Source organism: Actinoplanes palleronii, assembly GCF_016862315.1.
GTDB classification, from domain to species: Bacteria; Actinomycetota; Actinomycetes; order Mycobacteriales; family Micromonosporaceae; genus Actinoplanes; species Actinoplanes palleronii.
The window spans coordinates 42,288-56,215 of record NZ_BOMS01000001.1 but is presented as its reverse complement, the minus strand read 5'-3'; the positions used below and the strand labels follow the sequence as shown (position 1 = coordinate 56,215).

Here is a 13,928-nt window from a genome sequence, read left to right as displayed (position 1 = left end):
CCCCGGGCTCCGGGGTGGTCCGCACGCCGCGGAACGGAGTGCACGATGGGCGAACCCACCACAAAACCGGTCCTCGAGATGGCCGGCATCCGCAAGGTCTTTCCCGGCGTCGTCGCCCTGGACGGCGTCGACTTCCGTTTGTTCCCCGGCGAGGTGCACGCCCTGATGGGCGAGAACGGCGCCGGCAAGTCCACCCTGATCAAGGTGCTCACCGGCGTCTACGAGATCGACGGCGGTGACATCACGCTGAGCGGCGCGCCGGTGCGGATCAGCGGGCCGCTGGCCGCGCAGAAGGCCGGGATCAGCACCGTCTACCAGGAGGTCAATCTCTGCACCAACCTCTCGGTGGCGGAGAACATCTTCATCGGCAGGGAGCCGCGGCGCCTCGGCAAGATCCAGTGGGGCCGGATGCGCAAGCGGTCCGCCGAGCTGCTCCAGCGTCTCGACCTGGACCTCGACGTGACGGCGCCGCTGAGCACCTACTCGCTGGCGATCCAGCAGATGGTGGCGATCGCGCGCGCGATCGACATCGAGGCGCGGGTGCTGATCCTCGACGAACCGACCTCCAGCCTGGACGCCTCCGAGGTGGCCCGGCTCTTCGAGGTGATGCGCCGGCTCAAGGGCGACGGGGTGGCGATCCTGTTCGTCTCGCACTTCCTGGACCAGATCTACGAGATCTCCGACCGGCTGACGGTGCTGCGCAACGGCCAGCTGATCGGTGAGTTCACCGTCGCGGACCTGCCCCAGGTGCAGCTCGTCGAGAAGATGATCGGCAAGGAGCTGGCGACGCTGGAGGGCCTGGAGGACAAGGCCCAGCGGTCCCGGACGAAGTCGGCCGCCGCCGAACCGATCCTGGAGGCCAAGGGTGTCGGCCGGACGGGCGCGATCGCCCCGTTCGACCTGACCATCCACGCCGGCGAGGTGGTCGGCCTGGCCGGGCTGCTCGGCTCCGGCCGTACCGAACTGGCCCGGCTGCTCTTCGGCGCGGACAAGGCCGACACCGGCGAGCTGAGCATCGACGGCAAGCCGGTCGCGCTGCGCGATCCGCAGGTGGCGATGAAGCGGGGGATCGCCTTCTCCTCGGAGAACCGCCGCACCGAGGGCATCATCGGTGACCTCAGCGTGCGGGAGAACATCATCCTGGCGTTGCAGGCCTCGCGCGGCTGGACCCGGCCGATCCCGCGCCGCAAGCAGGACGAGCTGGTCGACAAGTACATCAAGGCGCTGCAGATCCGGCCCGCCGACCCGGAGCGCCCGGTCCGCAACCTCAGCGGCGGCAACCAGCAGAAAGTGCTGCTGGCCCGCTGGCTGATCACCGAACCGCGGCTGCTGATCATCGATGAGCCGACCCGGGGCATCGACGTCGGCGCCAAGGCGGAGATCCAGAAGCTGGTCGCCGAGCTCTCCGACGGTGGCATGGCCGTGCTGTTCGTCAGCGCCGAGCTGGAGGAGGTGCTCCGGCTCAGCCACAAGATCGCGGTGCTCCGGGACCGCCGTCTGGTCGAGGAGCTGGAGAACACCGCCGGGGTCGACGCCGACCGCATCATGCAGACCATCGCCAGTGGCCAGACCGCCAGCGGAGCTACCTCATGACCATTCTCAAGAACCGGCTGTTCTGGCCCACCGCCATCCTGGTGGCGCTGCTGGCCGTCAACGTGTTCACGTCCAACCAGTTCCTCACCGTCCACGACGGGCACCTGTTCGGCACCCTGATCGACATCCTGCGGGGCAGCTCGCCGCTGGTCCTGGTCGCCCTCGGCATGACCCTGGTGATCGCGACCGGCGGCATCGACCTCTCGGTCGGCTCGGTGATGGCGATCTCCGGCGCGGTGGCCTGCCTGCTGATCCGGGACCTCGGCGACCAGAACGCGGTCGGCTCGGTGCTGCTGATCGTGGCGGTCGCGGTCGGCGTCTCGGCGCTGCTCGGCGTCTGGAACGGGGCCCTGGTCGCGGTGGTCGGCATCCAGCCGATCATCGCGACGCTGATCCTGATGGTGGCCGGTCGCGGCATCGCCCAGCTGATCACCGACGGCCAGATCATCAACGTGCAGTCCAGCCCGTACGCGACGCTGGCCACCGGGTTCTTCCTCACCCTGCCGGTGGCGTTCCTGATCGCCATGGCCGCGGTGGCGCTGACCGTGGTGCTGACCCGGCGTACCGCGCTGGGTCTGCTGCTCGAGTCGGTCGGCGGCAGCCCGAGCGCCAGCCGGCTGGCCGGCATCCGGGCGAAGCGGATCACCGTGATGGTCTACGTGGTGTCCGGCGCGTTCGCCGGGCTGGCCGGCCTGATCTACAGCGCGAACATCAAGAGCGCGGACAGCATCTCGGCCGGCAACCTGATCGAGCTGGACGCCATCCTGGCCGTGGTGATCGGCGGCACCGCCCTGATCGGGGGCCGGTTCTCGATCGCCGGCACGGTGATCGGCGCGCTGCTGATCCAGACGCTGTCCGTCACGGTCGTCGCCGTCGGCGTGCCGGCCAAGGCCACGCTGCTGTTCAAGGCGGTCATCGTGGTCGTGCTCTGCCTGTCCCAGTCCACGACGTTCCGCGAGAAGGTGTTCGGGCGTTTCAAGGCTCGTAACCCCGTCGCCCCGGCGGAGGTGCCCGCATGACGATCATGAGTCCACAGGCGGTCTCGAAGGATCCGGCGGTCAACCCGCGCCGCCGGGTCTACAAGCCGAACGCCAAGTACATCCCGATCCTGGCGACCCTCTCGCTGCTGCTGGTCATGTACTTCAGCGGGGTGGCGAACTACAGCAACTTCGGCCAGGCGAGCGTCGTCGTCAACCTGTTCCGCGACAACGCGGTCCTGCTGGTGATCGCGGTGGGGATGACGTTCGTGATCCTCACCGGCGGTATCGACCTGTCGGTCGGTGCGGTCATCTCGCTGACCACCACGCTGACCGCGACGCTGCTCAAGGGCGGCTGGCCGCCGCTGGTGGTGCTGCCGCTGGTGCTGCTGCTCGGCGCGCTGCTCGGTGCCGGGATGGGCGCGGTGATCCACTTCTTCAAGGTGGAGCCGTTCATCGCCACCCTGGCCGGGCTGTTCCTGGCCCGGGGCCTGGCGCTGTTCATCAACCAGTCGTCGATCCCGATCCGCGACGAGCTCTGGCGGACGCTCTCCGACATGCGCATCCCGCTGGCCGACGGGGTGAAGACCACCCCGATCGCCCTGGTGGCCCTGGCCGCGGTGCTGATCGCCGCGGCGGTGCTGGCCTGGACCCGGTTCGGCCGCAACGTCTACGCGATCGGTGGCAGCGCCGACTCGGCGTTGCTGATGGGCCTGCCGGTCGGCCGTACCCGGATCGCGGTCTACACGCTCAGCGGGTTCTGCGCGGCGCTCGGCGGCGTGCTGTTCAGCATCAACTCCACGTCCGGCTGGGCGCTGCAGGGCACCGGCTCGGAGCTGGACGCCATCGCCGCGTGTGTGATCGGCGGGGTGCTGCTGACCGGTGGCTCCGGGTACGTCCTCGGCACCCTGCTCGGCGTACTGGTCACGGGTCTGATCCAGACCATCATCAACTTCCAGGGTGACCTGAACTCGGCATGGACCCGGATCATCGTCGGCGTCCTGCTCTTCGGTTTCATCGTCATGCAGCGACTTGTCACACGGAGGGCACGATGAGCACCGGAGAAGTCTGGTTCCTGACCGGTAGCCAGGGGCTCTACGGCCCGGAGACCCTGGAGCAGGTCGCCTCGCAGTCCCGGGAGATCGCCGGCCAGCTGCAGGAGCAACTCGACGCGGAGGTGGTCTGGCAGCCGGTGCTGACCAGCGCGGAGCAGATCCTGGAGATCTGCCGCCGGGCCTCCGCGACGCCGGGCGTGCTCGGTGTGATCACCTGGATGCACACGTTCTCCCCGGCCAAGATGTGGATCGCCGGGCTGGACGCGCTGCGCGCCCCGCTGCTGCACCTGCACACCCAGCACAACGTGGCGCTGCCCTGGTCCGAGATCGACATGGACTTCATGAATCTCAACCAGGCCGCGCACGGCGACCGGGAGTTCGGGTTCATCGAGACCCGGCTCGGCGTGCCGCGCAAGACGGTGGCCGGGCACGTCAGCAACCCGGCCGTGGTCGCCCGGATCGCGACCTGGGTGCGGGCCGCCCGCGGGTACTCCGCGATGCGCACCCTCAAGCTGGCCCGGTTCGGCGACAACATGCGCGACGTCGCGGTGACCGAGGGGGACAAGGTCGAGGCGCAGCTGCGGTTCGGCGTCTCGGTCAACACGTACGGCGTGAACGACCTGGTCGCGGTCGTCGACCAGGTGGCCGACGAGGACATCGACAAGCTCGTCAACGAATATCACGACATCTACGAAGTATCGGATCCGTTGAAAACCGAGCGCAGGGAATCACTGCGCTACGGGGCGCGGATCGAGCTGGGCCTGCGGCAGTTCCTCACCGAGGGCGGCTTCGGGGCGTTCACGAGCAACTTCGAGGACCTGGGCGGGCTGCGCCAGCTGCCCGGCCTGGCCGTGCAGCGGCTGATGGCCGACGGGTACGGCTTCGGCGGCGAGGGCGACTGGAAGACCTCGGTGCTGGTGCACACGCTCAAGGCGATGGTCCCCGGCGGCGCGACCTCCTTCATGGAGGACTACACGTACGACCTGACCCCCGGCAACGAGGTCATCCTCGGCGCGCACATGCTGGAGGTCTGCCCGTCGATCGCGTCCGGCACCCCGAAGCTGGAGATCCATCCGCTCGGCATCGGCGGCCGGGAGGACCCGGTCCGCCTGGTCTTCGACGCGACCCCCGGCAAGGCGATCGTTCTCGGCCTGGCCGACCTGGGGGAGCGGTTCCGCCTGGTCGCCAACGAGATCGAGGTGGTCGCGCCGACCGAGCCGCTGCCGAAGCTGCCGGTCGCCCGGGCGGTCTGGAAGCCGGCCCCGTCGCTCGCCACGTCCGCCGAGTGCTGGCTGACCGCGGGCGGCCCGCACCACACCGTGCTGTCGTCGGCGGTCGGCACGGAGGAACTGGCCGACCTGGCCGACATGGTGGGCACCGAGCTGCTGGTGATCGACGCGGACACCACGACCCGCGGGTTCACCAAGGAGGTGCGCTGGAACCAGGCGTACCACCGGCTGGCCCGCGGCTTCCGCTGATCGTTGCGGACGGCCCGCCACCCGGGCGCCGGGGGTGGGCCGTCCGGGTCAGTGCACGACAGCGGCCGCGCGGCGGGTGCGTACCGCCAGGACGATGCCGGTGATCGGGATCCACAGCACCCAGCCGTACAGGCCGCCGAACCAGAAGCCGTACAGGACGCCGGAGTTCAGGGTGACCCCGGCGGTGCCGAGGGCGGCCGCGGCGGCGACCACCGCGCCGAGCACGCTCACCCAGCGCGGCACGATCCGGGTGCGCCACGCGACGAGCGAGAACGCGCCGGTCAGCACGGCGATGAACACCATCGGGAAGTCGCCGGCCAGGCCGGGCAGCACGGCGAGCACGGCGCCGGCCACGGAGCCCAGGAACAGCGACACCACCAGCAGGTGACTCGCCCCGGCGAACAGATCGGGCAGCAGCGACCGGGACTAGGCAGCCACCACGAAGCCGCCGGCGGGCACCTCGACCGGGAACGCGCCCCGCCCGCCGGTGACCCCGGCCGGGCGGCCGTGCGCGTCGTAGGCGCGGGCCACCGCGGCACCGTCCCCCGGCACGTCGATGGTCAGGTGCCGGGTCGTGCCGGCCACGCTGGACAGCAGCACCGCCCGGTCGGTGACCAGGCTGGACACCAGCGGGGTCAGCAGCAGCACGTCGAGGTCGCTGGTGCCGCGCACCCCGGTCGCGGTGATCGACCCGGTGCCGGCCGCCACCGTGCCGGGAACCCGTACCGGCAGCAGCGCGCCGGGCGCGGCCGACACCCCCTGCGCCCCGCCCCCGCCGGAGCTCACCCGCCCGAGCATGTCGAAAGCGGTCACGCCGCCGGGCCCGGGCACCCGGTTGAGCACCGCGTCCACCCGCCGGGGCTGCCCGGCGGCGGGCACCGTCCAGGTCACCCGCCCGGCCGCCTCGACCCGCAGGTGGGCGCCGCCGCTCCACTGCGACTCCCCGGTCCACGCCGAGGGTGGCGTCACGACCGTGACCGGCCCGCTGAGCTGGCCGGACTCCGCCTCGACGGCGCGGGAGCCGTCCCGGCTGACCACCGGGCCGGCCGCCCGGGCGAGCGCGGCCAGATTCCGGTCCGCGTCCAGGGCCAGCATGGTGAGCAGCCCGTGGATGGTCGACTCCGCGCCGGAGTTCCGGTTGACCGTGCCGTCGCCGTTCACCCCGTCGCTGGTGGCGCCGGTGGCCGGGTCGTACATCCGGGCGCCGGCCGGGTTCTGACCGAGGAACCAGCCGGCCGCCACCCCGGCGAGCTGCCGGAACCCGTCCGACCCGGTGGCGCGGGACACCGACAGCAGGCTCTGCACCCGGGCGTCCGCCCCGTACGCGATCTGGGAGCGGTCCACCGGCGCGGGCAGCAGGCCGTTGATCGGCCCGGTCGCGGTGAGCAGGCCCGGCGTGAACGTGCCCGCGTCGGCCACCGCCGGGCGCAGCAGCCGGTCGTCGTGCAGGGCCGTCGCCGCCTCGGCCAGCGCGGACGGCATCTGCGCACCCCAGGCGTGCCAGACCGAGCGGGAGAGCGCCCACGGCAGCACCGAGGAGCCGGGCCCGCCGCCCATCTCGGCGACGCCGGCGGCCAGCCGGGCGAGCGCGGTCCGGGCGGCGGGCGGCCCACCGGCGCGGACATAGGCGGTCAGCCCGAGGATCGCCTCGGAGCTGGCGTCCGCCCCGTCGACGATCAGCCAGGCCGGCACCCGGGCACCGTCGACGATCTGGTGTTCGCCGTACCGGACAAGGACCTGACGGTCGAGAGCGGCGACGGCCAGGTCGAGGCGCGACCGCAGGAACCCGGCGAACCCGGGGTCGGCGCCGCGGAACGCGGCATAACCCTCACCGAGCGCCCAGATCGTGCGGGCCAGCCAGTACGACGGCCCGGAGTCGGACGGGTCCGGCGTCTCCACCGGCACCGGACTCGGGTTCAGCGTCCCGTCCGGCTGCATCCACAGCACCACGTTCCCGGCGTGCGGCCCGGACACCGTCTGCAGGTAGGTCAGCCCGCGCAGCTGCTGGTAGGCCTGCTCACGGCTGTGCCGGTCACCGAACTGCCGCCAGTGCCGCAGGTAGACCACGGCGGCCCGGCTGATGTCGTCGGCGTCGTAGGCGCCCTGCCCGTACGTGCCGGTGGCCGCGTCGTAGGCCCCGCCACCGACCCGCCGGTATCCGCCCCCGGGCAGGTCGTCGGCGTAGACCCAGACCACCCCGACCGACGGCTCCCGGTCGAGCCGGTAGGTGGTGTGCCCGGCCTGCGCGGGCGGCGCCACCGTGGCGGAGAGGAAGTCCAGGTGATCCACATTGGTCAAAGACGTTGTCATGGGAACAGGGCCGGCCAGCAAGAGCAAAGCTGCCGCGAAAAAGCCGATCATCCTTTCACCCCCGAGCCGAGATCGGACGAGACGAAGTGCCGCTGGAACACGATGAACAGCAGCACGGCCGGCGCGGCCAGGAAGCACGCCCCGGCCAGGATCGCTCCGTAGGGATTGGTGGCCGCCGAGGCCACCGTGCTCATGTAGTTGGCCAGCGCCACCGCGAGGGGCTGCATCCCGGCCTGCTTGGTGACCAGGAACGGCCACAGGAACTCGTTCCACGGCCCGATGAAGGTCAGCAGCGTCGCGGTCAGCAGCGCCGGCCGGACCAGCGGCAGCGCGACCGACCACAGCACCCGCAGTTCGCCCGCCCCGTCGATCCGGGCCGCCTCGAACAGCTCACCCGGCAGTTGCAGGAAGAACTGCCGGAACACGAACACCGCCACCGAGTTGATCGCGAACGGCAGGATCATCCCGAGGTACGTGTCGGCGAGCCCGTACCCGCGCACGATCTGCACGTACAGCGGGATCACCAGCAGCTGGAACGGGATCACCTGGAGCAGCAGCATCGCGGCGAACAGGGTGCCCCGGCCGGGGTAGCGCAGCCGGGCGAGCGCGTACCCGGCGAGCACCCCGAAGACCAGGGTGCCGAGCACCACGCCGCCGGTGAAGACGATCGAGTTGAGCAGTGACCGGCCCAGGTTCACCGCGGCGTCGATCTCGCGGTAGTTGTTCAGGCTCAGGTTGCCCGGCCGCGGCAGCGCGCCGGCCGGTGAGGAGTCCGGCCGGGCCTGCAGCGAGCCGACGACCATGTAGTAGAACGGGAACAGGAAGATGATCGCGCCGAGCGTGAGTGCGACCGGACGCCACCTCATCGCTGCCTCCTCTCCAGCAGTTGCTGCGCCCCGGCGACGATCAGGACGCCGGCCACCAGCAGCACGCCGATCGCGGCGGCCACGTCCGGGTGGCCCTGCTCGATGCCGCGCTGGTACATCAGCAGCACCGGGGACGCCGACCGCCCGCTCGGCCCGCCACCGTTGGTCAGCAGGTACGGCTCGGTGAACAGGTTCGCCCCCGTGATGATCGCCAGCAGGGTGACCAGGGTGGTGGCCGGTCGTACGCCGGGAACGGTGACGGCCCGGAAGCTGCGCCAGCGGTTCGCGCCGTCCACCGCCGCCGACTCGTAGAGCTCCTTCGGCACGTTCTGCAGCGCGGCCAGGTAGAGCAGGATGAAGAAGCCGAGCTGTTTCCACGTGACGAACAGGGCGATCGACGGCATCGCCCAGTTCTCGTTGATCAGCCAGGACGGGTCCGGCGCGGCGCTGCCGAGCACCTGGTTGACCAGGCCGCCGGAGCCGAAGAGGAACAGCCACACACCGACCACGGCGACGCTGGCCGCCACGTACGGGAGGTAGAAGCTGGTCCGGAAGAACGTCCGGCCCCGGACCGCGCTGTTGAGGGCGGTGGCCAGCAGCAGCGACAGCGCCACGGTCAGCGGCACGTTGATGATCAGGAAGATGCCGATGTTGACGAAGGAGCGGCGGACGGCCGGGTCGGTGAGCACCGCGGAGTAGTTGTCCAGGCCGACGAACGGCCGGGGCACGCTCACCCCGGGCGCGGTGAAGATGTACTCGTGGAAGGAGATCCACACGGCCAGGCCGAGCGGGTAGGCGAAGACCGCCGCGACGAACACCGCGTACGGCGCGCTGAACAGCATGCCGATCGGCTGGCGCCTCATTCGACGAGGTCGTTGATCTTGTTGGCGGCGTCCGTCAGGGCCGTGGCCGGATCCTGTTTGCCGAAGATCACCGAGGTGGACCAGGCGTCCCGGAACGTCTGCCACACCTCGACCGAGCCCTTCACGTTCGGCACCTCGACCACGTGCGCCGCCTTCGCCGCGAACACTGCGTACCGGGGGTTCTTCGCGAAGTACGCCGGGTACGCCCCGGCCAGGTCCTGCCGCAGCGGCATCTGCCCGGTCATCTCCAGCAGCTTGCCGTCCTGTTCGGCGCTGGTGGAGAACTTGAGGAAGTCCCAGGCCGTGCCGCGGTTGGCGCAGGCCGTGTAGAGCGCGACGTTCTTGGCGTCGCTGAACGTGGCCTGGTCCTCGGCCGAGCCGCTCTGCGTGGGCACCGAGGTGACCCCCCAGTCGACCTTGTCCTGATAGGCCGCGATCGCCCATGGGCCGGCGCTGGCCATCGCCGCGGTGCCGTCGGCGAACGCGTCACCGGTGTACGCCTCCTTGCCGGCCAGGTTCTTGGCGTACAACTGCTGCCAGAGCCCGGCGACCGCGCGGCCCGGGTCGGAGTCGAAGGTGGCCTTGCCGTCGACGACGAGCTGCTGGCCGCCGCTCTGCGCCGCGTACATCGGGTAGAAGTCGAACCACGACTGGAAGAACTGGCTCGACGGCGACGGGAAGATCGCGTATTTCGCCGCGCCGCCGCTCACCAGCTTCTCCGCGGTGGCCAGGAACTCGGTGTACGTGCCGAGCGGGGGAGCGGTGGTGCTGATCCCGGCCTTCGCGAACGCCTTCTTGTTGTAGAACAGCATCACCGGGTTCGATTTCCACGGGAGCTGGTAGAACTTGCCGTCCGGCGACGTGTACTGGGCGGCGGCCGCACCGGAGCGCGCGGCCACGTAACTCGCGCCGTCGGCGAAGTCGTCGAGCGGCACCAGGCCGCCCTGCGCCTGGAAGTTCGGCACGGCGGCCGGGGACGTGTTGTAGATCAGGCACGGCGCGTTGCCGGCCGTGATGCTGGCCGAGATGACCGCCTCGGAGGTCTGCCCGGCCGGGATCTCCTGCGCGGTCACCACCTCGTCCGGGTGCGCGGCGTTCCACGCCTGGACCACCTGCTTGCCCCAGGCGACCTCTTGCGCGTTGTTCGAGTACCACAGGCTGATCGGGCCGCGGGCGGTGGCGGCCTCCGGGTTCGAGGCGTCGTTCCCGCCGCCACATCCGGCGACGGCGAGGAGCAGCACAAGGGCGATCGGCAGTGGCTTCATCACTTCTCCTTTGAAGAGAGAGCCTTCAGCCGCAGGTTACGCCGTTAATCGCATCGATCAACATCATCGGGTCAAGCGGTTTCGACGCTCACGTAGTCGAGGTCGCCCGCGTAGTAGTCGCAGCCCACCGTGCGCTGGTCGCAGTCGAGCTTGCCGCCGATGGTCAGCGGCCAGTTGTTGCTGATCGTCCCGGTCCACCCCTGCCGCCCGGCCACCCGCTGCCCGTCGATCGCCAGAGCCACCCCGGTGCTGACCCGGACGCACGTGACCACGTGCCAGTCCCCGTCGTTGATCGCGTACGGCGCGATCGCCTCGAGCACCCCGCGGTCGCCGCGGAACGAGCACTCCACCCGCCCGTTCGGGATCTGCAGCTTGAAGTTGCCGCCCTCGGTGGTGGACTGGCCCTTCTGGACGATGTTGCCGAAGTGGCCGGTGGTGCGCAGCCGGAGGGTCACCGCGTAGTCCCGGTCGCCGGGGTCCAGCGCCGAGTCGTCCGGAACCACGACCAGGTGGCCGGGGTGGCTGGGCGGGGTGTCCGGCTCCAGCCGGTCGAACCGGTATCCGGTGGCGCCGGCGGTCGCCACGCCCAGGCCGACCTCGCCGCCGATCTGCCCGTCCAGGCCGTTGCCGCTGCTGTCGGACATCCAGTTCGCGCCGGGTGACTCGTTCATCGCCCAGTAGGCGACCATGCCGTCGCCGGCGGCATGAGCGGCCATCGGCGTACCGGTCAGCAGGGTGGTCGTGACCAGCAGGGTGACCAGGCGTCGCATAGTGGTCCTCGGGGGATGAGGGACAAGATCTTAAGAGACTAATGGGCATAAACAGCCCTTTATCGCCAACTGCGGAAATCTCCTCCGGAGTGCTCTTTCGGACCCTCGCTAACTGCCCGTTCAGCTTGGTAAAGTCCCGCCGATCATGGTCGACACCCCTCGGCGACCACGGCAATCAGATAAGGATCGTGTCGAAGTGCTGCTCAATGGGACTGACGGTGAGACTTCGGAGCACAAGTTGATCGCACCCAACCCCGGCCTGCCGAACCAGGCCCTCCAGGTGCTGGCCCTCGCCCAGCGCACCGCGGAGGAGCACGTCGCCAGCGCCCAGCACCACGCGGACAAGATCCGCACGGATGCGCTGGCCGCGGCCGAGCAGATCGCCCGTGACGCCCAGGCCCACGCCAACAACGTGCGCCAGGAGGCCGACCGGGTGCTCAGCGAGGCGCGGGCCGGCGCCGAGCAGACGGCCCGCGAGGCGCAGTCCCGCGCGGAGGAGGCCCGCCGGGCCGCCGACAAGATCGTCACGGACGCCCGGCAGCGCGCCGAGACCATCGGCGCCGACGCGATGCACGGCGCCGACCAGCTGAAGCACCAGGCCCAGCAGCGGTATGACGACGTGGTCGGCAGCCTGGGCGCCAAGCGCGAGGCGTTGCAGCAGCAGATCGAGGCCCTGGAGAACTTCGACCGGGAGTACCGCGGTCGCCTCACCCAGTTCATGCAGGGCCAGCTGCGGGCGCTCTGGGCCGACGCGCCGCAGGTCAGCGCCGAGGTGATCGACGAGGAGCCGGTCGCCGAGGAGCTCGAGTCGGCCTCCCGCCACGGCCACCACGCGGTCGAGGACGCCGAGATCGTCGATTCCGACGAGGACCGCTGACCCCTCGAGGTCCGCGAAAAACGGCCCGGACCGCTTCAGGTCCGGGCCGTTTCGCTCATTGGGTACGAACTAGAGCTGCACGCCCGTGGTTATGCGCCAAGCCCATGAGGCGCGCTCAGACGAACCGCTGGCGGATCTCCCCGATCCCGTCCACCCGGCTGACCAGCACCTCACCCGGCTGCAGATAGCGCGGCGGCTCCCGCCGGTTGCCCACCCCGGCCGGGGTCCCCGTGAAGATCAGGTCACCGGGCAGCAGCGGGCACACCGCCGAGATCCGGGCCACCAGGTCGTCCACCGCGAAGATCATCTCGCTGGTCCGGCCGTGCTGCACCCGCTCGTCGCCGAGCCAGCACTCGAAGGCGAGGTCGTCCCGGTCGGCGAACTCGTCCGTGGTGACCGCCACCGGCCCGGTCGGCCCGAACCCGGGGAACGACTTGCCCAGCGAGAACTGCGCCGGCCGGCCCTGCAACTGCACCGCCCGCTCGGACAGGTCCTGGCCCACGGTCAGCCCGGCCACCGCGGCCCAGCCCCGCTCGCGGGGGATCCGGTGCCCACCGGCGCCGATCACCGCGACCACCTCGATCTCCCAGTCCGGCTTGCCGGGCGGCAGGGTCACCTCGGTGATCGGCCCGGTCACGCAGGACGGGAACTTGGTGAACAGCAGCGGCTCGTCCGGTGCCGTGTACCCGGCCTCGGCGGCGTGCGGCCGGTAGTTCAGCGCCACCGCGAACACCTGCCGCGGCCGTGGCGACGGCGCGCCCAGCTGCTCCGGGGTGAACGGCGTCGCCCCGGACCAGTCCGCGCCGGCCGCCCACGCGGTCAGCTCGCCGAACCGGGCCAGTGCCGCGTTCACGTCCGCCGGGAACCGGCCGTCGCTGTGTTTTTCGACGTCCAGGGCCCGGTCGCCGTCGATCAGCACCAGCCGGTCCGCGAGGGTTCCGAATCGCATCCGCGCCTCAGTCCGAGTAGAGCGAGCCGGCGTACGGCTCGGTGTCGTGCGCGGCCTTCCACGGGACCACGGTGTTGCGCAGCAGGCCGACGCCCTCGATCTCGGCCTCCACCACGTCACCGGGCTTGAGGTAGAAGGCGAACGGGTCCGGCTGCACGGCCGCCACCCCGGAGATCGTCCCGGTGGTGATGATGTCACCGGCCGAGTAGCCCTGCGGCGAGTGGAACGCGATCAGGTGCTGCAGCTTCAGCACCAGGTCGGAGGTGTTGCCGGACTGCCGCACCTGCCCGTTGACCCGCAGCTCCATGCCCAGGTCGTGCGGGTCGGCGATCTCGTCGGCGGTGACGATCCACGGGCCGATCGGGCAGAACGTGTCGATGCCCTTGGAGAACGAGAAGACGCCGGACTGCATCTCGCGCCGCTGGATGTCGCGCGCGGTGATGTCGTTGAACACGGTGAACCCGGCGATGTAGTCACCGGCCTCCTCCGGGCCGAACCAGCGGCCGGACTTGCCGATCACCACGGCCAGCTCCAGCTCGTAGTCGAGCTCCTTGGTCAGGCCCTCCGGGTAGACGATGTCGTCCTCCGGGCCGATGATCGCGTCGACGTTCTGGAAGAACACGATCCCCTTGTGCACCGGGTGCGACCAGTTGACCTTCTGCAGCTCCTCGTGGTGCACCGCGAAGTTGCCGGCGGTGTGGAAGAACTTCTTCGGCTGGATCGGCGCGCGCAGCCGCACGCTGGCCAGGGGGAGCGTCTCGCCGGTCTCACCGACCTGGCCGCCGCGCTCGAAGAACTCCCGGGTCGAGCCGGCCGCCAGCTCGACGACCTCGTCGCCCTCGATCCGGCCGACCCGTCCCTCGTCGAATGTCACCAGTCGCATGCTCGCCCCATTTTCCTGCCGTCGATTCCAGCACTGATTCTC

General features: G+C 70.5%; 13 protein-coding genes. 5 read left to right on the top strand and 8 right to left on the bottom strand.

Annotation, left to right across the window (positions count from 1 at the left end):
* The first annotated feature begins 45 nt into the window (after positions 1-45).
* Genes Apa02nite_RS00240 through araA form a run of 4 tightly spaced genes read left to right on the top strand, consistent with a single transcriptional unit; the run spans position 46 to position 5,103 of the window.
* Positions 46-1,593 carry a sugar ABC transporter ATP-binding protein gene (locus Apa02nite_RS00240; RefSeq protein WP_067698268.1) on the top strand — a complete coding sequence of 516 codons (1,548 nt, stop codon included), beginning with the start codon at positions 46-48 and terminating at the stop codon, positions 1,591-1,593.
* A complete protein-coding gene (locus tag Apa02nite_RS00235) occupies positions 1,590-2,612 on the top strand; it encodes an ABC transporter permease (RefSeq protein WP_203823259.1) in 1,023 nt (340 codons plus the stop codon). Before Apa02nite_RS00240 ends, Apa02nite_RS00235 begins: the two co-directional genes overlap by 4 nt.
* A complete protein-coding gene (gene yjfF / locus Apa02nite_RS00230; protein ID WP_157441692.1) occupies positions 2,609-3,625 on the top strand; it encodes a galactofuranose ABC transporter, permease protein YjfF in 1,017 nt (338 codons plus the stop codon). The genes Apa02nite_RS00235 and yjfF overlap by 4 nt, the downstream gene beginning before the upstream one ends.
* On the top strand, positions 3,622-5,103 hold the full coding sequence (gene araA / locus Apa02nite_RS00225) for an L-arabinose isomerase (RefSeq protein ID WP_203823258.1): 1,482 nt from the start codon (positions 3,622-3,624) through the stop codon (positions 5,101-5,103). Before yjfF ends, araA begins: the two co-directional genes overlap by 4 nt.
* 48 nt (positions 5,104-5,151) lie before the next feature.
* Here araA and Apa02nite_RS00220 read toward each other — a convergent pair whose 3' ends face one another.
* From Apa02nite_RS00220 to Apa02nite_RS00195, 6 genes are all read right to left on the bottom strand, one after another.
* Positions 5,152-5,478, bottom strand: a complete 327-nt coding sequence (locus tag Apa02nite_RS00220; protein WP_203823257.1) for a hypothetical protein — start codon at positions 5,476-5,478, stop codon at positions 5,152-5,154.
* Between the two features lie 51 nt (positions 5,479-5,529).
* Entirely contained in the window at positions 5,530-7,413 is a 1,884-nt protein-coding gene (locus Apa02nite_RS00215; RefSeq protein WP_203823256.1) for a hypothetical protein, read from the bottom strand.
* A 47-nt stretch (positions 7,414-7,460) separates the two neighbouring features.
* A complete protein-coding gene (locus tag Apa02nite_RS00210) occupies positions 7,461-8,279 on the bottom strand; it encodes a carbohydrate ABC transporter permease (protein WP_067698284.1) in 819 nt (272 codons plus the stop codon).
* The gene (locus Apa02nite_RS00205) at positions 8,276-9,142 is read right to left on the bottom strand and encodes a carbohydrate ABC transporter permease (protein ID WP_203823255.1); all 867 of its coding nucleotides are present in this window, start codon (positions 9,140-9,142) and stop codon (positions 8,276-8,278) included. The genes Apa02nite_RS00210 and Apa02nite_RS00205 overlap by 4 nt, the downstream gene beginning before the upstream one ends.
* Entirely contained in the window at positions 9,139-10,407 is a 1,269-nt protein-coding gene (locus Apa02nite_RS00200) for an extracellular solute-binding protein (protein ID WP_203823254.1), read from the bottom strand. Before Apa02nite_RS00200 ends, Apa02nite_RS00205 begins: the two co-directional genes overlap by 4 nt.
* Before the next feature lie 71 nt (positions 10,408-10,478).
* On the bottom strand, positions 10,479-11,177 hold the full coding sequence (locus Apa02nite_RS00195) for a laminin G domain-containing protein (protein WP_203823253.1): 699 nt from the start codon (positions 11,175-11,177) through the stop codon (positions 10,479-10,481).
* A 238-nt stretch (positions 11,178-11,415) separates the two neighbouring features.
* Between Apa02nite_RS00195 and Apa02nite_RS00190 the strand changes: the two genes are divergently transcribed.
* Positions 11,416-12,054: a hypothetical protein gene (locus Apa02nite_RS00190; RefSeq protein WP_232344509.1), complete on the top strand. Its 639-nt coding sequence runs from the start codon at positions 11,416-11,418 to the stop codon at positions 12,052-12,054.
* Positions 12,055-12,169: 115 nt separating this feature from the next.
* Here Apa02nite_RS00190 and Apa02nite_RS00185 read toward each other — a convergent pair whose 3' ends face one another.
* Positions 12,170-13,003, bottom strand: a complete 834-nt coding sequence (locus Apa02nite_RS00185) for a fumarylacetoacetate hydrolase family protein (protein ID WP_203823252.1) — start codon at positions 13,001-13,003, stop codon at positions 12,170-12,172.
* Positions 13,004-13,010: 7 nt separating this feature from the next.
* On the bottom strand, positions 13,011-13,886 hold the full coding sequence (locus tag Apa02nite_RS00180) for a fumarylacetoacetate hydrolase family protein (protein ID WP_067698295.1): 876 nt from the start codon (positions 13,884-13,886) through the stop codon (positions 13,011-13,013).
* Positions 13,887-13,928: the final 42 nt, after the last annotated feature.

Excerpts from the sequence above, each read along its gene's own strand:
- Apa02nite_RS00205 (WP_203823255.1), bottom strand. The coding sequence starts at position 9,142 with ATGAGGCGCCAGCCGATCGGCATGCTGTTCAGCGCGCCGTACGCGGTG.
- Apa02nite_RS00180 (WP_067698295.1), bottom strand. The coding sequence starts at position 13,886 with ATGCGACTGGTGACATTCGACGAGGGACGGGTCGGCCGGATCGAGGGC.
- Apa02nite_RS00195 (WP_203823253.1), bottom strand. The coding sequence starts at position 11,177 with ATGCGACGCCTGGTCACCCTGCTGGTCACGACCACCCTGCTGACCGGT.
- Apa02nite_RS00200 (WP_203823254.1), bottom strand. The coding sequence starts at position 10,407 with ATGAAGCCACTGCCGATCGCCCTTGTGCTGCTCCTCGCCGTCGCCGGA.
- Apa02nite_RS00210 (WP_067698284.1), bottom strand. The coding sequence starts at position 8,279 with ATGAGGTGGCGTCCGGTCGCACTCACGCTCGGCGCGATCATCTTCCTG.
- Apa02nite_RS00235 (WP_203823259.1), top strand. The coding sequence starts at position 1,590 with ATGACCATTCTCAAGAACCGGCTGTTCTGGCCCACCGCCATCCTGGTG.
- yjfF (WP_157441692.1), top strand. The coding sequence starts at position 2,609 with ATGACGATCATGAGTCCACAGGCGGTCTCGAAGGATCCGGCGGTCAAC.
- araA (WP_203823258.1), top strand. The coding sequence starts at position 3,622 with ATGAGCACCGGAGAAGTCTGGTTCCTGACCGGTAGCCAGGGGCTCTAC.
- Apa02nite_RS00240 (WP_067698268.1), top strand. The coding sequence starts at position 46 with ATGGGCGAACCCACCACAAAACCGGTCCTCGAGATGGCCGGCATCCGC.
- Apa02nite_RS00215 (WP_203823256.1), bottom strand. The coding sequence starts at position 7,413 with ATGACAACGTCTTTGACCAATGTGGATCACCTGGACTTCCTCTCCGCC.
- Apa02nite_RS00185 (WP_203823252.1), bottom strand. The coding sequence starts at position 13,003 with ATGCGATTCGGAACCCTCGCGGACCGGCTGGTGCTGATCGACGGCGAC.